The sequence below is a fragment of the Collinsella aerofaciens genome (assembly GCF_040910245.1).
Taxonomy (GTDB): domain Bacteria; phylum Actinomycetota; class Coriobacteriia; order Coriobacteriales; family Coriobacteriaceae; genus Collinsella.
This window is the reverse complement of the sequence record NZ_JBDGAY010000013.1, coordinates 1-25,128: the sequence shown is the minus strand read 5'-3', so window position 1 is coordinate 25,128 and position 25,128 is coordinate 1. Positions and strand designations below refer to the sequence as shown.

Annotated in this window: 17 protein-coding genes; 8 read left to right on the top strand and 9 right to left on the bottom strand. The window is 62.5% G+C overall.

Going from position 1 to position 25,128, the window contains the following annotated elements:
• Positions 1-345: 345 nt before the first annotated feature.
• Positions 346-2,646, bottom strand: a complete 2,301-nt coding sequence (locus tag AB5Z20_RS05985; RefSeq protein WP_368156669.1) for an LTA synthase family protein — start codon at positions 2,644-2,646, stop codon at positions 346-348.
• 214 nt (positions 2,647-2,860) lie between these two features.
• Between AB5Z20_RS05985 and AB5Z20_RS05980 the strand changes: the two genes are divergently transcribed.
• From AB5Z20_RS05980 to AB5Z20_RS05960, 5 genes are all read left to right on the top strand, one after another.
• A complete protein-coding gene (locus tag AB5Z20_RS05980) occupies positions 2,861-3,709 on the top strand; it encodes a nitroreductase family protein (RefSeq protein ID WP_368156668.1) in 849 nt (282 codons plus the stop codon).
• A gap of 159 nt (positions 3,710-3,868) precedes the next feature.
• Complete coding sequence (locus AB5Z20_RS05975; protein WP_368156667.1) at positions 3,869-5,896, top strand: KUP/HAK/KT family potassium transporter; 2,028 nt, start codon at positions 3,869-3,871, stop codon at positions 5,894-5,896.
• 69 nt (positions 5,897-5,965) lie between these two features.
• Positions 5,966-6,160 (top strand): hypothetical protein, encoded by a 195-nt coding sequence (locus AB5Z20_RS05970; RefSeq protein ID WP_368156666.1) that lies wholly within the window; start codon positions 5,966-5,968, stop codon positions 6,158-6,160.
• A 111-nt stretch (positions 6,161-6,271) separates the two neighbouring features.
• A complete protein-coding gene (locus AB5Z20_RS05965) occupies positions 6,272-7,897 on the top strand; it encodes a sensor histidine kinase (RefSeq protein WP_368156665.1) in 1,626 nt (541 codons plus the stop codon).
• Between the two features lie 4 nt (positions 7,898-7,901).
• Positions 7,902-8,615: a response regulator gene (locus tag AB5Z20_RS05960; RefSeq protein ID WP_368156664.1), complete on the top strand. Its 714-nt coding sequence runs from the start codon at positions 7,902-7,904 to the stop codon at positions 8,613-8,615.
• Between the two features lie 94 nt (positions 8,616-8,709).
• Here AB5Z20_RS05960 and rlmKL read toward each other — a convergent pair whose 3' ends face one another.
• Positions 8,710-11,277, bottom strand: a complete 2,568-nt coding sequence (gene rlmKL, locus AB5Z20_RS05955; protein WP_368156663.1) for a bifunctional 23S rRNA (guanine(2069)-N(7))-methyltransferase RlmK/23S rRNA (guanine(2445)-N(2))-methyltransferase RlmL — start codon at positions 11,275-11,277, stop codon at positions 8,710-8,712.
• A gap of 75 nt (positions 11,278-11,352) precedes the next feature.
• Between rlmKL and AB5Z20_RS05950 the strand changes: the two genes are divergently transcribed.
• Both AB5Z20_RS05950 and AB5Z20_RS05945 read left to right on the top strand, forming a co-directional pair.
• Complete coding sequence (locus AB5Z20_RS05950; protein ID WP_368156662.1) at positions 11,353-12,180, top strand: HAD-IIB family hydrolase; 828 nt, start codon at positions 11,353-11,355, stop codon at positions 12,178-12,180.
• Positions 12,181-12,373: 193 nt separating this feature from the next.
• Positions 12,374-13,078, top strand: coding sequence for a transaldolase (locus AB5Z20_RS05945; protein WP_368156661.1), 705 nt, complete (start codon positions 12,374-12,376; stop codon positions 13,076-13,078).
• 382 nt (positions 13,079-13,460) lie between these two features.
• On the opposite strand, the gene AB5Z20_RS05940 is transcribed toward AB5Z20_RS05945, so the two are convergent.
• The 4 genes from AB5Z20_RS05940 to AB5Z20_RS05925 all read right to left on the bottom strand — a co-directional run bounded on the left by AB5Z20_RS05940 (position 13,461) and on the right by AB5Z20_RS05925 (position 19,334).
• Positions 13,461-15,608, bottom strand: a complete 2,148-nt coding sequence (locus tag AB5Z20_RS05940; RefSeq protein ID WP_368156660.1) for a Tex family protein — start codon at positions 15,606-15,608, stop codon at positions 13,461-13,463.
• A gap of 411 nt (positions 15,609-16,019) precedes the next feature.
• Complete coding sequence (locus AB5Z20_RS05935) at positions 16,020-17,060, bottom strand: Gfo/Idh/MocA family oxidoreductase (RefSeq protein WP_117655361.1); 1,041 nt, start codon at positions 17,058-17,060, stop codon at positions 16,020-16,022.
• A 69-nt stretch (positions 17,061-17,129) separates the two neighbouring features.
• Positions 17,130-18,386 (bottom strand): MFS transporter, encoded by a 1,257-nt coding sequence (locus AB5Z20_RS05930; protein WP_368156659.1) that lies wholly within the window; start codon positions 18,384-18,386, stop codon positions 17,130-17,132.
• Positions 18,387-18,452: 66 nt separating this feature from the next.
• Entirely contained in the window at positions 18,453-19,334 is an 882-nt protein-coding gene (locus AB5Z20_RS05925) for an SDR family NAD(P)-dependent oxidoreductase (RefSeq protein ID WP_195246938.1), read from the bottom strand.
• 233 nt (positions 19,335-19,567) lie between these two features.
• On the opposite strand from AB5Z20_RS05925, the gene AB5Z20_RS05920 reads away from it, so the two are divergent.
• Positions 19,568-20,446, top strand: coding sequence for a LysR family transcriptional regulator (locus AB5Z20_RS05920; protein ID WP_349090466.1), 879 nt, complete (start codon positions 19,568-19,570; stop codon positions 20,444-20,446).
• A gap of 234 nt (positions 20,447-20,680) precedes the next feature.
• On the opposite strand, the gene AB5Z20_RS05915 is transcribed toward AB5Z20_RS05920, so the two are convergent.
• The 3 genes from AB5Z20_RS05915 to AB5Z20_RS05905 are packed head-to-tail and all read right to left on the bottom strand — an operon-like array spanning position 20,681 to position 24,906.
• Entirely contained in the window at positions 20,681-22,600 is a 1,920-nt protein-coding gene (locus tag AB5Z20_RS05915; protein ID WP_215693947.1) for an ABC transporter ATP-binding protein, read from the bottom strand.
• Entirely contained in the window at positions 22,593-24,407 is a 1,815-nt protein-coding gene (locus AB5Z20_RS05910; protein ID WP_368156658.1) for an ABC transporter ATP-binding protein, read from the bottom strand. Before AB5Z20_RS05910 ends, AB5Z20_RS05915 begins: the two co-directional genes overlap by 8 nt.
• The gene (locus tag AB5Z20_RS05905; RefSeq protein ID WP_006235682.1) at positions 24,400-24,906 is read right to left on the bottom strand and encodes a MarR family winged helix-turn-helix transcriptional regulator; all 507 of its coding nucleotides are present in this window, start codon (positions 24,904-24,906) and stop codon (positions 24,400-24,402) included. The genes AB5Z20_RS05910 and AB5Z20_RS05905 overlap by 8 nt, the downstream gene beginning before the upstream one ends.
• Between the last annotated feature and the right edge of the window lie 222 nt (positions 24,907-25,128).

The window sequence follows — 25,128 nt, the reverse complement described above, 5'->3', positions numbered from 1 at the left end:
TACATCCCGGAATCCAGCTGAATAGTGGGACACACTTTCCCAATCGGGTCCCAAGCGGAAACTGCATCCCATTCCAGACAAGAATTCCGGGACACACTTTCCGCAAACAAAGAAGGCCACATAACGTGGCCTTCAACTTATATATGTTCGGCGATACACCCAAGACAAGCCACGCTCCAACAACAGGGCGTCTGTCCGGGCGGAGGTATGTAAGGTTCATCGCGAGTTCCGCACGCAAAGGAGGCCACTTAATGTGGCCTCCGTCTTGCGCAGGACTGTCCGAGCAGGGAACCTTACATACCTCCGCCCGGACAGACGTTTCAGTTATGAACTCGCAGCTAGCAGCTACTTGATCTTGGTCGTGCCCGGCGCCAGGTTGGGGTCGGTCTCGTTGGCCTCGGTCTGGAAGTGCTCGGTGTACACGTTCTTGCCGTCGCGGAACATCTCGTAGTACTGCATCTTGGCGTAATCCTCGCGCGCCTTGGTGGCGGCTGCCGCGGCGGCGTCGTCACCGGTGACGTTGGAGGAGAGCGCCCAGCGCAGGCTGGCGTCCTCGTAGCCCACCGAGTTGATGGCGGGCAGCGACTCGCGCAGCGTCATGTGCGCCTTCTGATAGTCGGAAAGCGGGGCACCGATCAGCTGCATCAGCTGGGTGGACAGGTAGTTGGTGGACAGGTCGTCGACCTCGCTCGTCTGGTCGCAGCCGGCAACGTCGTAGTTGGCCCAGATGATGTAGTCGGTCTGCCACAGACGTTCCTGGTGCGTGGCATCGTCCTCGCCGGTAAACCACTTGTCGTTGAACTTGGACGGGAAGAACGGCTGGTGGTCGCCCCAGAACACCACGACTACCTTACGGTCGAGCTTGCTCAGGGCGTTGAGGAAGTAGCGAAGCGCCTGGTCGGACTGCTCGATGCACGAGACATACTCGTCGACATCGGAGAGCGTGCCGTCCTCGACGGTCTTAGCGTCCAGGTCGGTCGTGTCGATGTTCAGGTGCATTTGCTTGTCGGCCGGCAGCAGGCCCGTGTCGTAGCCCGAGTGGTTCTGCATGGTCACGTCGAAGATAAACTGCGGATCGGCGTTCTGGTCGAGCAGCTCAAGAATCTTGTCGTAGGTCGCCTGGTCGGTCACCATACCGCGCAGGGTATCGGCGCCCTGGAAATCGTTGATGGACAGGAACTGGTCAAAGCCAAAGTCCTTGTACACGTTCTCGCGGTTCCAGTTGGTCGCGTGGTTGGGGTGCATGGCGGTGGTGGAATAGCCGAGCGACTTGAACTGCTCTGCCAGATTCCCGGTCGTTTCCATGTTGTAGATGGTGTAGGGGTACACGCCCGAGCCCAGGTTGGCCATGGAGTTGCCGGTCATAAACTCAAACTCGGTATTGGCGGTGCCGCCGCCGTAGGCGCTCACGTAGAGCTTGCCGCGGCTGAGGCAGTTGGACAGGTTCTTAAAGTACTGCGGACCCTCGTAGCCGGCGCGCATGTTCTGGTAGATCGACAGATCCGAGAAGGTCTCGTTCATGATGGCGATGACCGTGGGCTTCTCGCTGTCGAACTGCTCCTTTGCGACGGTGCGCTCGTCACTCTTGGCGGCGTCGGACTTGTCGTAGGCCTTGGCGTACTTTTTGAGCGTGGCCTTGGCATCGTCGACGGAGTAGTCGGCGGGTTTGGGCGGCTTGATGGACTGCGCTGCGCTAATGAAAGCGGGCAGGTAGCCCTCGCGCCAGTAGCTCTCGAGCGGGCGCCAGGTGTAGACGGTGATGCCGAGGGTGTTGTAGTAGTCGATGAGCGTGACATGCGCGGTCACGCCGCCCAGGCACAGCACCGCCACGAGCAGGTTGGTGAGCAGCATGCGCTTGGCGTTGGCGGCGCCCTTCTGACGGTGCGGTGCCACCAGGCCGGCGTACTCGCACAGCAGCATGGCGATGGCGGTAAAGCCCATGGACAGCACGCAGAACAGTGAGATCGAGAAGGTGTAGCCGGTGCCGGCGACCGCGGCGGCGGTGGAGATGGCCGAAAGGTCGCCCGGCTGGATGGGCATGGATTTAAACGTGATGACGAAGAACTCGGCAATGCCCAGGATAAAGAGGGCGAAGGCCAGGACGGCCGGAGCTGCGCCGTGGCGCTGGAACAGGAAGAACAAGCCGGTCATGAGCACGGTGATGATGGCCCACTCGAGCAGGATGCACAGGGGGTAGACCCAGGTAAAGTCGTGGTTGGACGAGACTTCCATGCCCAGCAGCGCAAAGACGCCGGCGAGCAGCAGACACAGGACGGCGGCGACGAGTGGCTTGCCCACAAAGGCGCCGCGCAGACGGGCGAGCTTGCCGGTGGGGGCGGGGGCGTCGGGCGCGGCGAACGCAAAGACGCGCGGGGCGATGCGGTCGCGTGCGATGCTGGCCCAAGCGCAGCCGGTGAGGATGGCGTTGGTCAGGATGAGCATCACAAAGGCGAGCGGCTCGTTTTGGGCGACGAGGCCAATGGCGCCCCAAACGGTCAAAAAGACCTGGAACAGGCCGAAGGCGACGCTCCACCCAAGAGCGCTTTTGGCAACGGTGCCCGACTGAGCGCGAATGGCCTTGGCCTCGCGCAAGACAAGGTAGACGGTCGCCGCAAGACCGACGAGCGAGATGGCGGCAGCGAACATGCTGAGACTCCTCACAAACTTAAAACCTACGAAAGCGGGGGTTTACCCGATTGTTACCAAGATATGCGCTGCAATTGGTGTCTGCGCACAACGACCAGCCATATTAACGCGCACGTGTGGCGGTGTGGCGCAATGTAGTGGCGACCTGCGCGATAATGGACGGGAATTACACGGAAACGTAAAGGCTTCTTAAAGAATTAGCGAGGATGAGGCGATGAACGAGCAGGTTTGCACCAAGGCTGTGGATACGTGTGGCTATCCGGTCGAGACCACGGGCAATGCGGTGCTGGACACGTTGGAGCACCGTTCCTCCACGCGTGCCTTCGCGCGTGATGACGACGACCGTCCCGTGGCGGTGACCGACGAGCAGCGGGCGGCAATTTTGCATGCGGCGAGTCGCGCGCCGTCGGCGGGCGCCATGATGATGTATTCCATCGTAAGCATTCGCGAGCAGGCTACGCTGGACCGCCTCGCCGACCTGTGCGATCACCAGCCCATGATTGCCAAGGCGCCCTGGGCACTTATATTTGTGGTCGATTATGCCAAGTGGATCGATCTGTTTGAGCACGTGGGCTGCTTTGAGCCCGAGTTTGTCGAGCGCACGGGCAAGGCGCCCCGCCGCGCGCCGGGTTTGGGCGACTTTGCCATCGCGGCTCAGGATGCCGTGATCGCCGCGCAAAACGCCGTGGTTGCCGCCGAGGCCCTGGGCCTGGGGAGCTGCTATATCGGTGATATCGTCGAGAATGCCGAGGAAGTTGCCGAGCTGCTCGATCTGCCGCCCTATACCATGCCGCTATCGATGCTCATCATCGGCACGCCCCGTAAGGAGCGTCCGGCGATCGCACACCCCGTGGTGAACCTGGTGCACGAGGAGCGCTACTGCCGTGCGGATGCCGCGACCATGGACGCGCAGGTGGACGAGATGGACGCGATGTTCCGTCCGCACGCCCGCGAGGTGGGGGAGCGCGTCGCGGATATCTATACCCGCAAGCACACCAGTCCCTTTATGGCCGAGATGAGCCGCTCCATGGAGTGGTGGTTCAAAAATTGGCTCGGAAAATGACGGATGTGACAAAGGGACCGTCCCTTTGTCACATTCCATATCGCCGCGGTGGCCTAAAGGCCGTATAAATGTTTATCTAGCTGGGAAAACAGTGCCATTCAAACATGGGCCGATTATCTATAATCCCTTCGAACATTAAAGTTGGGAGGAAACCGGCTTATGGAACAAAAGGCCAAGGAGGCAGCCTCGCACGCTGCGATTCCTGTGAGCATCTCGGCGATGCTCGTCACGCTGGGCGTGGTGTACGGCGATATCGGCACCAGCCCCATGTATGTAACCAAGGCGCTCGTTGCCGGCAACGGCGGCATCGGAAGCGTCACGGAGGAGTTCGTGCTCGGCGCGCTCTCCCTTGTCGTGTGGACGGTCACGCTGCTGACGACCGTCAAGTACGTGCTGATCTCGCTGCGCGCCGACAACCACGGCGAGGGCGGTATCTTTGCCCTGTACAGCCTGGTCAAGCGTTGCGGCAAGTGGCTCATCATCCCCGCCATGCTGGGTGGCGCCGCGCTGCTCGCCGACGGCATCCTGACACCTGCCGTTACCGTTACCACGGCCATCGAGGGCCTGCGCACCATCCCGGCAGTCCATGCCGTGCTGGGCGACGATCAGGGCCGCGTCGTGGCCATCACGCTTGCCATCATCATTGTGCTCTTCTTGGTGCAGCGCATCGGCACGGCCAAGATCGGCCGTGCCTTTGGCCCCATCATGACGCTGTGGTTTCTGTTCCTGGGCGGTACGGGTCTGTTCTTTGTCTTCCAGCACCCCGCGGTGCTGCTGTGCCTCAACCCGCTGCGCGGCATCGGCTTTTTGTTGAGTCCCAACAACCATGCGGGCATCATGATCTTGGGCAGCTGCTTCCTTGCCACCACCGGTGCCGAGGCGCTCTACTCCGACATGGGCCATGTGGGTCGCGGCAATATCTACGCCACCTGGCCGTTCGTTAAGTGCTGCCTGCTGCTTTCCTATATGGGCCAGGGCGCTTGGCTTATGAACAACGCTGCCAACCCCGAGCTCATGGGCGTTGCCGACCTCAACCCGTTCTACCAGATGCTCACCCCGGGCCTGCGTCCCTTTGCCGTCGGCCTTTCCACCGTCGCGGCCATCATTGCCTCGCAGGCGCTCATCACCGGCGCATTCTCGCTGGTGTCCGAGGCCAGTCGCCTGGACCTCATGCCGCACATGCAGGTCTTCTATCCTGCCGAGACCAAGGGCCAGCTCTATATTCCCATGGTCAACAACGTCATGCTTGTGGGCTGCGTCATCGTGGTGCTGCTGTTCCAGAGCTCGGCGCACATGGAGGCCGCCTACGGCTTGGCGATTACCCTGACCATGATGTGCACGACGCTGCTGCTCTTCTTCTACTTGCATGTTGATCGCGGCCTTAAGATTGCCCCGTATATCTTCGTTGCGTTCTTCCTCATGCTCGAGGGCTTCTTCTTTGTGAGCTCGCTTACCAAGTTCTTCCACGGTGGCTATTTCACCATTTTGATGGCCATGCTCATCATGGGCATTATGGTGTGCTGGTACAACGGCACGGCGGTCGAGCAGCGCCAGTTTACGCTGCTGCCGCTGCGCAGCTACCTGCCGCAGCTCAAGCGCCTGCGCGACGACGACCGTTACGAGCGCATGAGCGACAACGTCGTGTACCTGACCAAGGACACCCATACCGACTACATCGACCGCGATATCGTCTATTCGATCTTGGACAAGCATCCCAAGCGCGCCCGCGCCTGGTGGTTTGTGAATGTCGAGACCATGGACGAACCGCACACCTTTGCCTATTCGGTCGAGACGTTCGGCACCGACTACGTGTTCCGCGTGCATCTGTACCTGGGCTACAAGATCAACCAGCGCGTCAATGCCTACCTGCGTCAGGTTGTTCAGGACCTGGCTGCCACCGGCGAGTTGCCGCCGCAGACGCATGACTACTCGGTCTACAAGGATCCGGGTAACATCGGCACGTTCAAGTTCGTCCTGATCCGTAAGCTTCTGGCGCCCGAAAGCGATGTGGAGCCCAGCGAGCGTACGGCCATCACGCTCAAGTACATCATCCGTCGCGCCGCCGGCACGCCTGCGCGTTGGTACGGCCTGGAGAACTCCAACGTGAGCTTTGAGTACGTGCCGCTGTTCACCAAGTTCAAAGCCGTGAACAAGATGCAGCGCCTGGCCCCCAACGAGCGCCCGTAGTCGACGCTCGAGGTTTGTCTGCGAACGGGCGGGCTTGTATTGATGGGGATTGAGTCCTGGGAGGAAACCATGGATGCAAAGGTGCTTGACGGTTGCGATCTTGCTGCCGAGATGGTGCGTGAGGCACGCGCCGATGCCGCCGAAGATCGGTTCTTTACGAATCGTGCCAACATGGACATGGCCGATCGCGTGATTTCGATCGTGGCACTGGTATTTGGAGCGGTGTGCGTGTGCGCACTGCTCGCGCACGTGCTGTTTGTCTAACGACCGCAGGTTGCAAAGGCTATACACTTGGAACCACCACGAGGGAAAACCACCACAAAGGTGCCTGTCCCTTTGTGGTGGTTTTGTTTTTGAGAGAGGGGCGGGGCGCTGATGGACGTCCGTACGGACGGCGATATTGCCGATAGCTTTTGGTGGCGGCGCACAACGCTGACACGCCGCGGCCCTCTGTATGACGCCTGCGTATCGGTGGGGCTGCTGGTCGCGGCGACGATTGTGGGCGCGCTGCTCGACCATCCGGGTCTCGCGCCGAGCATCATGATCGTCTATGTGTTCGCCGTTCAGCTGTGCGCATTCTTTACTTGGAGTCGCCTGTATTGCTTGCTGAGCTCGGCTGCCGCCGTGGCGCTCTACAACTTCTTGTTTATCGACCCGCGCTACTCGCTGTCGCTTATCGACCGCGTCTATCCCGGCATGTTCTTCATCATGTTCGTGGTCTCGCTTGTGTCGAGCTCGATTGCGTTGGCCCTGCGCCGCGCCTTGGCACAGGCTGCCGCCAGCGACCGCCGCACGCATATGGTGCTCGAGACCAACCGCATGCTGCAGCGGTGCGCCGATCAGCATCAGATCGTTCACGCCATGGCCACGCAGCTGGCGCGTCTTTCGGGCCGTCCGGTTGTGTGGTACAGCGCCGATGCCGAGGGCGATGACCTACTGCCGCGTGCGACGTACACGGCCGTGGGCGATGCCGCCCCGGTGCACGAGCTGGCGCCGCAGATGCCGCCGCGGCTCTCGGCGTCCGCCTATGTGGGGATGCCGCTCGACGCCACGTTTGGCGGCTCGGCGTTCTACGGTATATACCTGACTGTGCGCTCGGGCGACGGCTTCGTGCGCTCGGGCGACCCCGCCTCGGTGGTGGGCGTGCTGGCTATCGTTGCCGAGCCCGACGTGCTGACGCACGAGGAACGGACACTTGCCGATGCCATCGTGAGCGAAGGCGAGCTGGCACTCGATCGCGCCCGCGCCATGGAGGCCCGCGAGGAGGCGGCGGTGCTCGCCAAAAACGAGCAGCTGCGCGCCAACCTGCTGCGCTCCATCTCGCACGACCTGCGCACACCGCTCACCAGTATTTCGGGTAATGCCGACGTGCTGCTCGACCAGGGCTCGACCGGCACCGCCGTGCTCGACGCCCAGACGCGCCGCGGCCTGCTCCTGTCCATTCGCTCGGATGCGCAATGGCTCAACGCTACCGTCGAGAACCTGCTCGCCATCACCAAGCTCGAGGGCGGCGGCATGCATCTGTCGACTACGCTCGAGCTCATGGATGATATCGTCGAGGAGGCGCTGCGCCACGTAAGTCCGGCCGTGCGCGAGCACGACCTTAAGGTGGTGGCGTGCGACGAGCCGGCGCTCGTTAACGTCGATGCGCGCCTGATGGTGCAGCTGGTGGTCAATCTGGTGAACAATGCCATCACCTATACGCCCGCAGGCTCGCATATCGTGATTTCGATTGGCGTTGACGATGGGCACGTGACGTGCTCAGTGGCCGATGACGGCCCGGGCATCACGCCCGAGGATCGCGAGCGGATCTTTGAGTCGTTCTACACCGCCAACCACGGTTTGGCCGACAGCCACCGCAGCGTGGGCCTGGGACTTTCGCTCTGCCGCTCCATTGCGTTAGCGCATGGCGGTAGCATAGAGGTTGCCGCGGCGGACCCGCACGGCTCGGTCTTTACGATTGAGCTTCCCGTCGCTGACGTTTCGTTTGATAAGGAGTAGCGCCGTGCCGAACTCTGCCGTAAAACCGCTCATCTTGGTCGTTGAGGACGACCCAGCTGTTCGCAACCTTATCGTTGCTGCGCTCGAGGCGCACGGCTTGCGTCATATGGCCGTGGAGACCGCCCATGCCGCCATCGCCGCCGCCTCATCGCAGACGCCGAGCATCGTGCTTCTCGATTTGGGCCTGCCCGATATGGACGGCGTCAAGGTGGTGGAGTCGGTGCGTACATGGTCGGGCATGCCGATCATTGTGGTCTCGGCGCGCAGCGAGGACGCGGACAAGATTCGCGCGCTCGATGCCGGCGCCGACGACTACCTGACCAAGCCGTTTTCGGTCGAGGAGCTGCTCGCGCGCATTCGCACGACGCTCAGGCGTCTCTCGTATGCGCAAACGGGCGGCGTTGCCTCCGAGGGCTCGTTCGATACCGGTGAGCTGCATATCGATTTTGATGCCGGCATCGCCACGATGGATGGCGAGGAGCTGCATCTGACGCCGATCGAGTACAAGCTCCTGTGCCTGCTGGCGCATAACGCCGACAAAGTGCTGACGCACCAGTTTATCCTGCACGAGATTTGGGGCACGGCAACTAAGAGCGACCTGGCGAGCCTGCGTGTCTTTATGGGCACGCTGCGCAAGAAGATCGAGTCCGACCCCGCGCATCCGCGCTATATTCAAACGCATGTGGGTATCGGTTACCGATTGGTCACCCAAGGCTAGATCGCCAGCCACCATCCCAATATGAGTTGCGGTGAAATACGGTCTTAATTTGCCTCATTCCAGGCAAAACAGTCCGTATTCCACCGCAACTTTGTTATTTGCCCTTGGGCTTGCTGGCGTAGAACTTCTTCTTTTTGGGCTTGCCGGCGGGGGAGGGTTTGCCGTTGCCGTGCGGCCCTCGGTCGCCGGCCTGTGCGTGCGCGGGCGCCGTTGCACGAGGCTTGCGGGCCTCGGGGTTACGCAGCTCCTCGGTTCGCTCGGCAATTTCCTCGGCGCTAAAGCCGACCTCGGCCATGGCGTCCTCGATGGGCAGGCGGCGCACGATATAGCAATGATGCACCTTCTGGTTGCGCGCGAAATCCTCGGGGATGGTCTGCGCCGTAATGTCCTCCAGCACCACGCCCGCGCGCGCGAGCTTGCGCGTCTCGGGACGGAAGCCACGCAGGTTGCAGCTAAAGATGGCATGTCCACCCTGTGCGAGCAGGCGCGATACGCCGGCCAAAAGCTCGACATGGTCGCGCTGGACATCCCAGGTGCGACGGCCCATCTTGGACGAGTTCGAGAACGTGGGCGGGTCGACAAAGATCAGGTCCCAGCGGTTGCGCGTCTGGCGCTGGTCACGAATCCAGGCGAGCACGTCGTCGCGCACAAAGTGATGCTGCGGCCCCACAAAGCCGTTCTGACGCATATTGCGCTCGGCCCAGTCCAGGTAGGTGTTGGAAAGATCGACCGTCACGGTCTCCTCGACGCCGCCATCGGCTGCGTAGCAGGTGGCAGTGCCGGTGTAGGCGAACAGGTTGAGGAAGCGGCGCGCCTGCTTGGCATGTTCGCGCACCAGGTTGCGGGTGACGCGGTGATCCAGGAAGATGCCCACATCCAGATAGTCGTCAAAGTTGACGGCAAAGGTAAGGCCGCCCTCTTCGATGAGCGGCAGACGGCGACGTGCGATGTTAGCGCGCTCGCTCGAGCCGCCCTTGCCGGCGCCCTGCTTGCCGTACTGCGAGCCGCCGCGTGAGCGCATGCGGGCCTTGGCGTGCACGTGCTCGGCCGGAACATCCAGGATGCGCGGTGCGATGGCCAAGATGTCGAGCATGCGGGCCTGGGCCAGTGCGGGGTCGATGGTCTTGGGCGCGGCGTATTCGGCGATGACGAGCCAGCGGCCCGGCGTCTGCGGACAGCCCTCGTACAGGTCGATGGCGGCGGAGTAATCGGGTAGGTCGGCATCGTAGACGCGGTAGCAGCTCACGCCCTCGCGCTTGGCCCACTTGCGACGCAGGCGGGCGTTCTTGCGCAGACGGTTGGCGAACTGCTCCGACTCGGGGATGAGCACGGGCAGCGGCTTGCCGTCGCCCAGGTCGAGCGTGGCGGCAGGTTCGGGCATGGGGGTGTTGGCGGCGTTGTCGTTGACTTCGTTGGCATCCGCAACCTCGGCCTCGGCATCCGCACTGGTCGAAGCCTCAAACGCCGCGGCGGCGTGGTCGAGCGAGGGCCAGACTTCGACGGTCGCCTCCTCGTTGTTGGGCATGACGGCGATCGCGCACTCGGGCTCGGCGTGGAGCGCGCGGGCCAGCAATCCGTCGCGGGTGAGCGCGGCGAGCTGCGCCGCGGCAAGCTCGGGCGCGCGGCGCAGCTCACCGACCAGCGTCATGGCGTCGTGCATGAGCGAAAGCGGGGTCTCGGTGGTGTCTGCGACCACGGCGGCGCCGGCGACGGCGCCCGCATGGTCCAGCACGGCGGCGGACTTGGCGGCGCAAAAATCGACAAAGCGCTTGTAGCCGGCGCACTTGACCATGCGCTCGGCGGTCTTGCGGGCGGCGGGGTCAACATCCGCGGCCACGATGCGTGCCTGGCGCTCGCGTGCTGCCGTCTCGCGCTCGCGTGCCTCGGTAAGCAACTGCTCCCACAGAGCGGCGTCGTGCAGCTGCCAGCCCTCAAAGCCCCAGCGCTCGCGTGCGGCGCCCGGGGCGCGGTCGGTCAGAATATTCACGGCCTCCAGCAGCAGACCGCCGCCGGCGCACGAGGCGTCGATCAGCGTAGGCAGCGCTTCGTTTTCGTAATCATCGGCCGTCAGCTCGCGCTCGCACAGTGCAGTCCAGCCGACCTGCGCCAGCACCAGGGCGGCGTAGTCGGGGCGCAGCACGTGCGCGCCCTCGCCGGCGCGGGTCGCGGCGGGCGGCAGGCGCTTGAACAGCGGGTCGCCCGAAAGGTCCAGGCTTATGCTCGCGCGGCGCTGGCGCAGCGAAAGCAGTAGGTGAACATCGGGGTCGGCGGCGTCGACATCGGCGCGACGTCCCGTGGTCTCGGCCAGGCGGTCGCACAGCGCGTCCTTGGCGCGCAGGGCCGAGAAGCGCGTGTTGCGCAGCTGCTCGGTCACGCCGCGGGCTGTGATGGCGATGGTGGCGCCGGGGCGGACGATGCTCTCCCAGGCGATGTCGTAAACGCTATCGTACAGCTCATCGGCATCCTGCGCCTCAAAGCGCCCGACTACCACGAACACGCGGCTCGCCAGGCGCGACCACAGGCACGCGCGATAGCCCTGCTCAAGCTCGCCCTCAAACGTAGCGCGGCCCTTCAGGCGGCGGACATGCGAAAGCCCGAGGCGTTTAAGCTCATCGGCGAGTGCGGACTCAAAGCCCTCGGGGCAGCTTGCGTAAAATTCCATGGGTGACCTCTCTGGTTGCGTCGCTCCATTATATGATGGATGCTTCGTTTGCCCTTATCCTCGAAAGGAACCCATATGATTGATGCGTGCCCCGATTCCGCCGTCCTCTTTTTTGACGTGGACGGCACGCTGACGTCGTTCGATCCCGACGATATGACCGATAAGGACTTTTCGGCGGTTCACCCCTCGCAGACGGTGGTTGAGGCGTTCCGTGCACTGCGCGATGCAGGGCACAAGGCATTTATCTGCACGGGCCGCCCCCTGTGGCTTATCGCCGATAGCCTGCGTGCGCTCGACCCCGCGGGCATCGTTGCCATGGCGGGAGCCACGCTCGAGGTCGAGGGACGCGTGGTACACGAGGACTGCTTTGGCGAGGACGTTATCGAGGAGCTTGCACGCCGTATGGCCGCGGCAGGGATTGAGGCCTTTTTCGAGACCAACGTGGCTACTTTTGCCCTGGAACCCGCGGGTGTTGAGCAGTCGTCTCTGATCGGCACTTCTGTGGCGCACAGCACCGAGGAGATGCGCGTCGACGGCAGTCTGCGCGTGGGCAAGGTAGGCCTCACTGCGCCCAGTTTGGCTCGCGTAGCCAACGATGACGGCTTTATCGATTGCGAGTTTGAGCTGTGCGATACCGGTGGTCAGAATCGCGAGCTGAGCCCCAAGGGCATTGACAAGGGCGTGGGCGTGGCGCGAGCACTGGCGTATCTGGGCCGCGAGGGAAATGCGCGCACCTTTGGCTTTGGCGATTCGGGCAACGACCTGGGCATGCTCGCTGCCGTCGAGACAGCCGTGGCCATGGGCAACGCCATGCCCGAGGTCAAGGCGGTCGCCGACTACGTGACCGACGATGTCGCGCACGACGGTACCGTCACAGCGATGCAGCATTTCGGCCTCATCTAATGAATCCCGCGTTCTGACGTTTGCTCGAACTGCGACTTTCTGCTTTTGCATGCTCAATCGATTTATCAATCCAAACACTGAGGTGTTTATACCGTTCGCCGAGAAGATAAAAACCCGCAGCTCACGCCTTGATAAACATAGGTAAAGTGTTTAGCAGTTTATCGGCCGCATGCAAACGAAAGGAATCAGGCAGATGGCAATCAAGGTGTTCGCTGACGGTGCAAACCTCGAGGGCATGCTCGACATGTACGAGAACGGCAACGTTCAGGGTTTCACGACCAACCCGTCCCTTATGAAGAAGGGCGGCGTGACGGACTACCGCGCGTTTGCCAAGGAGGTCCTGACCCACATCACCGATGTGTCCGTCTCGTTTGAGGTCTTTGCCGATGACGTCGAGACCATGGAGGTCGAGGCTCGCGAGATCGCTACCTGGGCCGACAACGTCTACGTCAAGATTCCGTGCGTGACCACCAAGGGCGAGTCCACCGCCGAGCTGGTCCGCAAGCTTTCGGCCGATGGCATCAAGGTCAACGTCACCACCATCTTTACGCCCGAGCAGGTCGACGAGATGGTCGAGGCCGTTGACGCCGAGACGCCGTCCATCATCTCGCTCTTTGCCGGCCGTATCGCCGATACCGGCGTCGATCCCATTCCGTTTGTGACGGAGTCGGTCAAGAAGGCCGCCGTCAAGCCCAACTGCGAGGTCCTGTGGGCGTCCACGCGCGAGCTCATCAACATCTACCAGGCCGAAGCTTGCGGTTGCCAGATCATCACGGTGCCCAACAGCATCCTGGCCAAGCGCAAGAACATCGGCCGTGACCACTACGAGGTCTCGCTCGACACCGTGCGCGGCTTTGCCAAGGATATCGCCTCGCTCGGCTTCCATATCCTGCCGTAACGCGAACGCTGGCTGCGCCGAGGGTTGTTCGCCCCGGCCTTTCCTTTCCCTATCGCTCACGCGCTTCGCGAGGGTCGCGCTAGGCAAAGGAAAGGCCGGGGCTGCCGACACGAACTTGCTAGTAGGTTGGTGTTTGGCTTCCATATCCTGCCGTGGACAAAGGTACCCCCGCCTGCGACGTGCAAAATCGAGAGTATTCAGCAAGGTAAAGGTTTTTATCAGCTAGCTGAAGCACGGAACAGCCCCCGTTTTGGCTCTGACGACGCTAAAACGGGGGCTGTTTTTGACTTTATTGCCTCTGAGGGGCGTTCGGGGCGGCGGAAATTGCAGAATACTCGCGATTTTGCACGTCGCGAGAGGGGGGACCCTTGCTTTAGGTGGTTTACTTCCCCTGCACCATGGTGAGCGAGATCTTCTTGCGGTCGCGATCGACCTTTTCCACCCACACCTTTACCGTGTCGCCGACGCGTACCACGTCGCTCGGGTGCTTGACGAAGCGGTTAGCCAGCTTGGAGATGTGCACGAGGCCGTCCTGGTGCACGCCGACGTCGACGAAGGCGCCAAAGTCTACGACGTTGCGCACCGTGCCCTTGAGTTCCATGCCGGGCTCCAGGTCATCGATAGAAAGTGCCGAGCGGCTAAAGACCACCTCGGGCGCGTCGTCGCGCGGGTCGCGGCCGGGCTTCTTGAGCTCGTTGACGATGTCGATGAGCGTGAGGGTGCCGCAGTCCAGGTCGCTTGCCAGCGCCGAGATGCTGCCCAGACGGCGCTCAATGTCGGGCACGCCGCCACGGCTGAGCTCGCTGGCTTTAACGCCTGCGCGCTCCAAGACGGACGTGGCCACCTCGTAGCTCTCGGGGTGGACGCTTGTCGCGTCGAGCGGGTTCCTGCCGCCGCTGATGCGCAGGAAGCCCGCGGCGTTGAGATATGCCTTGGGTCCCAGCTTGGGGACCTTCTTGAGCTGGCGGCGATCGGTAAAGGCGCCGTTTTCCTCGCGGTAGGCCACGATGCTCTTGGCCACGCTCGGCGTGATGCCCGATACGTATCCCAGCAGGCTCGCGCTCGCGGTGTTTACGTCGACGCCCACGCGGTTGACGACGTCCTCCACCACGTGGCCCAGGGTGCGCGAAAGCTCTGCCTGGTCAAGGTCGTGCTGGTACTGGCCAACGCCGATGGACTGGGGCGGAATCTTGACGAGCTCTGCCAGCGGGTCTTGCAGACGGCGGCCCAGGCTCATGGCGCCGCGCACGGTGACGTCCAGGTCGGGATACTCCTGGCTTGCGAGTTCGGAGGCGGAGTACACCGACGCGCCGGCTTCGTTGACGATGGTGTAGCGAAGGCTGGGCGCCTGCTCGGCAATGAACTCCGAGACTACTTCCTCGGTCTCGCGGCTAGCGGTGCCGTTGCCGATGACGATGGTGTTGACACCGTCCTTTTTGACGAGGCGAGCGAGCTCGCGCTTGGTGCCGGCGACGTCGTGGCGCGGCTTGGTGGGGTAGACCACGCCGTGGTCGAGTAGCTTGCCGGTCTCGTCCATGACGGCGACCTTGCAGCCGGTGCGGTAGCCCGGGTCGAGCGCGAGCACGCGGGCGCCACGGACGGGGCGTGCCGAGAGCAGGCCCTCGAGATTCTTGGCAAAGACGTTGATGGCCTCGGTCTGTGCACGGACAGTGAGTTTGGCGCGGGCCTCGCGCTCCAGCGAGGGGGCCATGAGGCGCTTGTAGCCGTCGGCGATAGCGGCGTCAAAGACGGGCGCAAACACGCCCTGGCGACGGGGCCAGCGGCTGCCGAGGCGTGCCGTGGCAGCAGTGCCGTCGACGTTCACGCGCACGCGGAGCTTGCCCTCGCGCTCACCGCGGTCGATAGCCAGCACGCGGTGGTTGGGTATACGGCGCAGCGGCTCGTCGAAGTTGTAGTAGGGCTCGTAGGGAGTCTTCTCGGCGGGGTCGGTGGCCTCGACGACGATGTCGGCGGTGTTTTGCGTAAAGGCGCGCAGGTCGGCGACGTTCTCGGGGTCCTCGGCTACCGTCTCGGCCACGATGTCGGCGGCGCCGGCGAGCGCCTTCTCGGGCGTGTCGAAGCCGGCCCCCTCGTTGACGTATGCCGCGGCGGCGTCGAGCGCGCTGCCCTTGGTCGAGGCCTGCATGATGATCATGTTGGCGAGCGGCTCCAGGCCTGCCTCGCGGGCCTTCTGCGCGCGGGTCATGCGCTTTTTGCGGTAGGGCTTGTAGAGGTCCTCGACACGCTGCAGCTGCGTGGCCTCGCGAATCTGCTGCTCGAGTTCGGGCGTGAGCTTGCCCTGGGCGTCGATGAGCAGAATGACGTCCTCTTTGCGCTGCTCAAGATTGCGCAGGTAGGACAGGCGCTCGTCGAGTGCGCGCAGGGCGACGTCGTCCATGCCGCCCGTGGCTTCCTTGCGGTAGCGCGAGATAAAGGGGATGGTGTTGCCCTCGTCGATGAGCTTGACGGCTGCCTCGACGTTGGCGGCCTTGAGGTTGAGCTCGCCGGCGAGCTGGGCGATAAGATCCATGGGACTCCTTGCGTTTGAGGTACGTTTGCAGCGCAGAGCTACCAAGGATACCACCCGTCCCAAAAGACTGTTTTGGGGCTGCGTCACGAAAACGGCCTATCTACTACGTTTGAACCGTATGGGTCGACCATCCCCCGGTTTTCCGAGAATACGCAAGCCGTCTACCTGCGGTTTTAATTTCGCGAAATTCGGCATGGTTGAGGGTAATCGGTTAAACGTAGTAGATAGGCCCATTTGGTGGCGAACGAATCAAGCCGAGGTGCAAAATAGCCCCCGCCCCAGAAAAATCGTCGTTAAGGTAGCAAAAAGCCCCGCGGGCAGGAGGCTGCTCGCGGGGCAAAGAAGAGGGGCATATTTGTGGCGGACCGAGGGGTTCGGCATGGGGTTTCTGCCGCGGCCGCTCTTAAGGCATTACAGCTCGACAAGCTGGCCGGTCTCGGCGGCCTCCTTGATGGCGTTAAGCAGCGTGAGCGTCTTAACGTTGTCGGCGGGGGTCACGACGGGCTCGACCTCGCGGCGAACGACCTTCACAAAGTGCTTGAGCTGCATCTTGTGCGGCAGCGCCGGGTCGACGGCCGGAATCTCCATCTGCAGCGGCTTGTGCCAGTTGGAGGCTCCGTCGTAGGAGAACTGGTGCAGGCGGGGCAGCGAAAGGGCACCCAAGGTTCCGCCAATAAAGTAGGCGTCGGCGTCGAAGGGGCGGTACTGCGGATCCTCGCGAGCGGTGGCCTCCCAGTTCCAGGGGCTGGCGGTGGCGTCGGAGATGGTCATGCTCGCAAGCGCGCCATCGGCAAAACGGACGTTGACCACGGCGGAGTCCTCGGTCTCAAAACCGCGGGCGGCGCTGGACTGCATACCCTGGACAGCAACGGGCTCGCCCAGCAGGTAACGGAGCAGGTCGACGTCGTGCACCAGGTTGACCAGGATCGGGCCGGCACCCTTCTTGCGGCGCCACTCGACATCGAAGTACTCGTCATTCTTATAGATCATGTAGTGGAAGCTCGACACGGTGAGCTTGCCCAGCTCGCCGGACTCGATGATCTCCTTGGCCTTGTTGACGAAGGGGTTGTGGCGACGGTGCTGACCCACGAGCACGGGCACGCCGGCGGTCTCGGCCTCGGCGGCGAAGGCCTGGGCATCCTCCAGGTCGTTGGAGATCGGCTTTTCGACCAGCGGCACGATGTTGCGCTTCACAGCCTCGCGGGCAACGCCCAGGTGTAGGTCGTTGGGCGTGGCGATGATGACGGCCTCGGGCTTGACCTCGTCCATCATCTGGGCGGGATCGGTATAAAACGGCACGCCGGCGGCCTCGGCCGTGGCGCGGGCGCCCTCAAAGGCGTCGGCGATGGCGACGAGCTCGGCCTCGGGCTCCTCGGTGACAAAGCGGATGTGGTTGCGGCCCATGGCGCCGGCGCCGATAACGGCAATGCGGACGGGGTTGAGCTCAGACATTTCGACTCCTTAATACTGGTGGCGGTGGAATGCGACAAAGGGGCAGTCCCTTTGTCGCATTGGCAATTACTAAGCGGACTTCTTCTTGCTGTCGGAGACCATCATGTAGACGGTGAGCACGACGGCGATGGCGGCGATCACGATGGCGCCGTAGAAGGACTGCTGGTAGGCGGCGCTGCCGGCCTCGGCGTGATACAGCACGGCGGTGATGGGCTGGCTGATCCAGGTGGAGGCGGCGTAACCCAAAAACATGATGCCGTAGTTGACGCCGATGTTGCTGGTGCCGAAGGCGCCACCGGTGAGCGGCGGGTAGATGACGAGCAGGGCGCCAAAGCTAAAGCCGAGCAGGGCGAGCGCCACAAAGAACATACTCTGCGTAAAGCTCATCGACATGATGACGAGTGCGACGATGGTGACGACAAGGCTGATGAGCAGCGACTTATAGGCGCCGAGCTTGTCGATGATCTGGCCAAAGGACAGACGACCAACCAGGTTGGCGCAGGTGTTGACGGAGACCACTACACCGCCGAGGGCGACGGCCGCGGCGCTCGTGGGGTCGGCGAAAAGCTGGACGGCGGCGATGGAGGCAACCTTGCCCACGAGCAGGGTGCCCGCGGTGGCGGCAAAGGCGAAGGTGACGATGAGGACCCAGAAGCGCGGGGCCTTGACCATCTCGCCCGGGGTGAGGTCGCCGAAGGTGCCGGCATGCGCGCCGCCCTTGGGGGCCTCGAAGCCCTCGGGCAGCCAACCGGCCTCGGGGGCCTTCAGGAACAGGGCGGAGGCGGCGATCGTCACAAAGAAGATGACGCCGAGTGCCTTGAGGGCGCCAAAGATGCCCAGGCTCGGGATGAGCAGCGAGGCGAGCACCGGGGACAGCACGGCGGGGCCGGCGGTCGAAGCGGCCAGGGTGATGCCGGAGGCGAGCCCCTTCTTGTCAATGAACCACTTTTGGCCGGTGGTGAGCGCCGGGTTGTAGCCCAGACCGTTGCCGATGGCGGCGACGAGCGAGAACCACAGGTAGAACTGCCACGGCTCGGTGACGGTGCCGGACATGAACCAGCCCAGGCCGTAGCACACGGCGGCAGCGATCACGACGTTGCGCGGACCGATCTTGTCGGAGATGCGGCCGGCGAAGATGCCCGTCACGGCCATGATGGTCTGGAAGACCGGGAACGCCCAGGTAAGGGCGCTCGACCACTCGGGGTAGACGGCGAGCAGGTTCTTGCTCACGACGGAATACAGCGCGATGGAGCTGATGAAGAACATGGTGACGCACGCGGCGGAAAGCACGACGGCGCGACCCTTGTTGGAGTTGGTGGAAGCCATTGGACTCTTTCTCATCGATACGGGGGAGGGGCGGGCGTGTCCGCGGGGCCTCCCTGTTAGGTTGGTTTACTGGTCAGTCGGCTTGGCGACGCCGGACTCATCGGACCAGAGCTCGACACCCTTGTTCTTAAGGTAGTTGTCGGCGTATGCGCGACGGCCGCCGGGCTTGGCGGTGAGGTCGCCCATCATGTTGGAGAAGCCGCCGTCGACCTTGATGGCGTCGCCGGTGGTAAAGTCCGAGCGCTTGGACGCCAGAAACATGACGGCGTTGGCGATATCGCTGACCTCGCCGATGCGACGCGTGGCGATCAGACGGCTGCGGCTCTTCTCTACCTCGGGGTCGGCATAGAAGTTGGCCGACATCGGGGTCTTGACGAAGCAGGGCTCGACGCAGTTGGAGCGCACGCCGTAGGGGCCCCATTCGGCAGCCAGCATCTTGGACATCATGTTGACGCCCGCCTTGGTGGAGCTGTACACGCCCGAGAACGTTTCGGGGGAGTGGCTGGCAACGGTCGAGATGTGCACCAGGCGACCCTGGCCGGCCTTGATCATCTCACGGCCAAAGCGCTGCGAGGTGATGAAGTAACCGGTGAGGTTGACGTTGATGACCTCGTTCCAGTCGGAGAGCGGCAGGTCTTCCATGGCTGCGAAGCGCAGGATACCGGCGGTGTTGACGAGAACGTCGACGTGGCCGAAGTCGGCGATGGTGGCATCGACGGCGGCCTGAACCTCGGCCTCGTCGGTGGCGTTCATCTTGTAGCCCTCGGCGTGGATGCCAAACTCGGCGGCGAGGTCGGCGGCTGCGGCCTTGACCTTTTCCTCGTCCAGGTCGAGCAGGACGACATTGGCGCCGTTGCGGGCGAACTCGCGGCAGATCTCGACGCCCATACCGCCGAGTGCGCCAGTCACGGCGCAGACATCGCCCTCGAGCTTAAGCCAGTTGCTCATAGGAACTTCCCTTCTTGTGCCTCCCGGTGGGTCGCTCCCATTAACCGACCCACGTGGTTTTCGCTGGTTATCGTATGCTTTGCATTTGCGCAGGTGAATTGCATATTTGTTAGAATAGCGTTAACCGTAGGTTTACACTGTGCGATGCAGTTTATTCTCAATTGAGCGCGTGACCTGCGAAAACAACCCCCTGTGGCCCCATGCGGTCACGGGCGCGAAAACGGGAGATTGACGTGTACGATCGACGACTCGAGGCCATATCGGCCGCCGCGGAGCTGGGAAGCTTCTCGCGTGCGGCGGCAAAATTGCGTGTGTCGACTCCGGCGCTCGTCAAGCAGGTGTCGGGCTTCGAGGCCGAGTTTGGCGTCACGTTGTTCGAGCGCTCGCACTCGGGCGTCAAGGTGACGCCGGCGGGCGCTCTGCTGGTGGACGACGCACGCTCGATCATGCGGCAGTCCGAGGACGCGCTGCGCCGTGCCCGACGCGCGGCGGGCGATGGCGGTGCCGTGCGCCTGGGCGTGTCGATGATGTGCCCGGGGCGCCAAACGCTGTCGATGTGGACGGGCATCCACGAGCTGGAGCCATCGTTGCGATTTGAGATCGCGCCGGTAAGCGACCTCTACGACGAGCGCGAATCCGTCATGCGCAGCTTGGGCCGCGAGGTCGATGTGGTGCAGTCGAGTTTTTCGACCCCGCGCTGGGGCGACACCTGCCAAAAGCTCCGCATCGTCAACGTGCCGTTTTATATCGACGTGCCGCGCACGAGCCCGCTGGCGCGCAAGACACGCATTACGGTCGCCGACTTGGAGGGCATGCGCCTGCGCGTGCTCCGCCACGGCAACGACGCCATGGACAGCCTGCGCATCGACCTGTTGGCCGACGGCGGCGTGGACGTGATCGACGTGGATAGCTTCGACTTTGCGCTCTTTAACGAGGCGGAGGAAAAGGGTGACGCGGTGCTCACCTGCGGAGCGTGGTCGGGGGTGCACCCGGCCTTTGTGGGCGTGCCGTTCCTGTGCGGTCGCGAGGTACCGGTCTTTCTGCACTACCCGCTCGAGCCCACCCTCCAAGTCCAAAAATTCGTGAACGCCATGGCCCAACTCCTCAAGTAGCTCACCTGGAACGGGACTTTTTTGACTCCTTACAAAATGAGGCCCTGGCCAAACGGCCAGGGCCTCACCACTTCTTTTTAGGCTGCGAGAAAAGGCTGCGCGTAGGAGTTCCCCGAGGGAGACGGGGTGTTTGCTCCGCGCGCAGTTTCGCAGCGAAGCGAGAATGTTTGAGCACGGAGTAAACACCCCGTCTCCCTCGGGGAACTCCGTTGGGAGCGTTGGGGCTGTTTTGAGCTACTCCAGCTCAAACGCTCCGGTGTAGAGCTGGTAGTAATACCCGCGCTTGGCGATCAGCTCGTCGTGGTTGCCGCGCTCGATGATGCGGCCGTGGTCCAGACAGATGATCGCGTCGGAGTTGCGCACGGTGGACAGGCGGTGCGCGATGACAAACGTCGTGCGACCCTCCATGAGCTTGTCCATGCCCGCTTGCACGATGGCCTCGGTGCGGGTGTCGATGGAGCTCGTGGCCTCGTCCAGAATCATCGCCGGCGGATCGGCGACGGCGGCGCGTGCGATCGAAATCAGCTGGCGCTGGCCCTGCGACAGCTGCGCGCCGTTGCCGGTGAGCATCGTGTCGTAGCCGTCGGGCAGGCGGGTGATAAAGTCGTCCGCGCCCGCGAGCTTGGCCGCCGCGATGCACTCCTCGTCGGTGGCGTCCAGGTTGCCGTAGCGGATGTTATCCATCACGGTGCCGGTGAACAGGTTCACGTCCTGCAGCACCACGCCCAGCGAGCGGCGCAGATCGGCCTTGCGGATCTTGTTGACGTTGATGCCGTCGTAGCGGATCTTGCCATCGGCGATGTCATAGAAACGGTTGATGAGGTTGGTGATGGTCGTCTTGCCGGCACCGGTGGCACCGACAAACGCGACCTTCTGGCCCGGCTTAGCAAACACGGACACGCCGTGCAGCACCTCGTGGTCGGGCGTGTAGCCAAAGTCGACGTTGTCCATGACCAGGTCGCCGCGCAGCGGTACGTACTCGATCTCGCCGGTCGCGCGGTGCGGATGCTTCCACGCCCACATGCCGGTGTGGTGGTCGGCCTCCTCGAGCTGCCAGGTATCGGGGTTCACCTGCGCGTTGACGAGCGTCACGTAGCCTTCGTCGGCCTCGGGCTCCTCGTCGATGAGCTCAAAGATGCGGTCGGCGCCGGCGAGGCCCATGACCACGGCGTTGATCTGCTGCGAGATCTGACCGATCTGTCCGCAGAACTGCTTGGTCATGTTGAGGAACGGCACCACGACGGCGATGGACAGCGTCATGCCCGAGATGCTCAGGTTGGGCACGCCCAGCGCCAGGAAAATGCCGCCTGCCAGTGCGACCAGCACGTAGAGCAGGTTGCCCAGGTTCATAAGGATAGGCATGAGGATGTTGGCGTACATGTTGGCCTTCTGCGAGACCTCGAAGAGCTTTTCGTTGCGCTCGTCAAAATCAGCCTCGGCGGCAGACTCGTGGCAGAATGCCTTGACAACCTTCTGGCCGTTCATGACTTCCTCGATATGGCCCTCGACCACGCCGAGCTCGGACTGCTGCGCAATAAAGAAACGCGCGGAGTTGGAGCCGAGCAGCTTGGTCATAAAGGTCATAAAGACGACGCCGGCCACAATGACCAGGCACATCCACACGCTGTAGTACAGCATGATAAAGAATACCGTGACGATGACGATGGTCGTCATGAGCAGGTTGGGCAGCGACTGGCTGATCATCTGGCGCAGCGTGTCGATGTCGTTGGTGTAGTGGCTCATGATGTCGCCGCGCTGGTGCGTGTCGAAGTAGCGAATCGGCAGGTCCTGCATGCGGTTGAACATCTTCTCGCGCAGCTTCTCGAGCGAGCCCTGCGTGACGATGGCCATGGCGCGGTTCCAGAAGAGCGAAGACAGGATGCCGACGCCGTAGATGCAGGCGAGGGTAGTCACGAGCTGTGCGATCTTGGGCTGTGCGGCTTCCCAATCGCCCGACTGCCACGATTCGCTAATAATCTGCAGGGCGCTCTGAAGGAAGGTCGCGCCGATGGAGTTGATGATGGCGCAGAGCACCACGCCGACGACGACGAGGGGCAAAAGCACGGGGTAGAAGCCAAAGAGCGTCTTGATGAGGCGCGACATGGTGCCGCCCTTGCGGTTGAGCGCGCGCTCGGCGGTCGTTGCCTTACTCATGTGCCTCGCCTCCTTCCTGGGTCTGAGCTTGCGTTGCGGATGCCTCGGTGTCGGCCTCGACGGCCCCTTCGCCCTCGGCAGACATCTTGTTTTGCGAGGTAAAGGTCTCGCGGTAGATCTCGCTTGTCTTAAGCAGCTCGTCATGGTTGCCGATTTGCGCGATGCGGCCACCTTCCATGACGATGATGCGGTCTGCGTCCTGCACGGAGCTAATGCGCTGGGCGATGATGAGCTTGGTCGTGTTAGGCAGATAGCTTGCCAGCCCTGCGCGAATCTTGGCGTCGGTCTTGGTGTCGACGGCGCTGGTGGAGTCGTCCAGGATCAAGATCTTGGGGCGACGCAGCAGGGCACGCGCAATGCACAGGCGCTGCTTCTGACCGCCGGAAACATTGGAGCCGCCCTGCTCGATCCAGGTGTCGTAGCCCTTGGGGAAACCGTCGACAAACTCATCGGCGCAGGCCAGATGTGCCGCCTCGCGGACCTCCTCGTCGGTGGCATTCGGGTCGCCCCAGCGCAGATTTTCGGCGATGGTGCCGCTAAACAGCACGTTTTTCTGTAGCACCATGGCGACCTGGTGGCGCAGGGCGTCCAGGTCGTAGTCGCGCACGTCCATGCCGCCCACGCGCACGGTGCCTTCGGTGGCGTCGTACAGGCGGGCGATGAGGTTTACAAGCGTGGACTTGGCCGAGCCAGTGCCGCCGATGATGCCGATGGTCTCGCCGCTCTTAATGTGCAGGTCGATATCGTCGAGCGCCTGGCGCTTCGCATGCGCGGAATACTTAAAGCTCACGTGGTCAAAGTCGATGGAACCGTCGACAACCTCGAGCACGGGCTCGGCGGGATTGGCGATCGTGGGCTCGGCGGCCAACACCTCGGTAATGCGGTGCGCCGATTCGTCGGCCATGGTCACCATGACAAAGATCATCGACAGCTGCATCAGGCTCATAAGGATCTGGAAACCATAGGTAAAGATCGAGGAGAGCTGGCCCACATCGAACAGCGTGCCCTGGCTCGTGATGATGAGCTTGGAGCCCAGGTAGATGATGACGACAAACGCGCCGTTGACGCAGATGTTCATCATGGGGTTGTTAAAGGCCAGCAGTTTCTCGGCGCGGGTGAAGTCCATCTGGACGTCGCGCGCGGCGGTCGCGAACTTCTCCTTCTCAAAGTCTTCGCGCACATAGCTCTTGACCACGCGCATGCCGGTGACGTTTTCCTCGACAGACTCGTTAAGTGCGTCGTACTTGTGGAACACGCGCGAGAAGATGGGGCGCACCTTAAAGATGATAAAGAACAGTCCAAAGCCCAGTAGCGGAATGATGACCAGGTAGACCATGGCGACGCTGCCGCCCATGATAAACGCCATGGTAAAGGCGAAGATCAATACCAGCGGCGCGCGCACGGCGATACGGATAATCATCATAAAGGCCTGCTGCACGTTGTTGATGTCGGTGGTCAGGCGCGTGACGAGCGAGGAGCTCGAGAACTCATCGATGTTGGCAAAGCTGAACGTCTGGATCTTGTAGAACAGGTCGTGACGCAGGTTCTTGGCGAAGCCGCAGCTCGCATGGCTGCAGGTGACGCCGGCAGCGGCGCCAAAAGCAAGCGACGTCAGCGCGATGAGCACCAAAAAGCCTGCGGTGGGAAGCATCTCGGCTACGGTGGTGCCGTCTTTGATGGCGTCGATCAGGTTGGCGGTGATAAATGGAATCAGCATCTCGCAGAGCACCTCGCCAAGCACGAGCAATGGCGTGGCAACAGCGACTTTCATATAGTCGCGGATGCTGCCCATGAGGGTTTTAATCATCCAGTTCCTCCCAGGTTACACGGATTTTCTCGAGCATTTCGGCGAGCTGCTCGCGCTCGTCGTGAGTGAGGGCACTAAAGGCCCGTTCTCTAAAGCGGATGCGGGCCGCCTGGTCGATGCGGGCGTTTTCCCGGCCGGTTTCGGTCAGGCGAATGGTGAGTTGCCGTCGATCCTTGGGGTTACGGCTGCGCTCGATGAGGCCGTTGACCTCGAGCTTGGACAGGATCTCGGAAAGCGACCCCGGCTTGAGGTCAAAGTGCATGCCGAGTTCCTGCTGCGACATCTCGCCGCCGGGCTGCTTGGCCAGCAGGCAGATGATGGGCGCCTTGCCGGACACGCCTCCGCCATGAAAATGCATGTAATGGCCGCAAAAACCCAGGCCGCTCAGGATGCGCTTGGCGAGTTTGTCTTCGGCGCTGACCGCTTCGGGTATGTCTACCGGTTGCGACGGGTCACCGCCGGGCTCGTGCGAACAAAGGTTAAGAGGTTCATCGCACATGAATTAGTGTTGCTCCTTTCTTTAGTTAGGTAGTGGAATTGTTTTGTGCCTAACCAATTTAGGAGCGTGAGAAATCAATGTCAAGGTACCAAACTTATTAAGTTACGGCGTTTTGCCAAACGCCGTAACCGCTCGACGCTGCAAACCCGCCAGAGCGGCAATCTGCCTTTCAACTTCGGCGGCATGACCAGAAGGTCAATGCCGCCTTGTTTCAAGGCACCT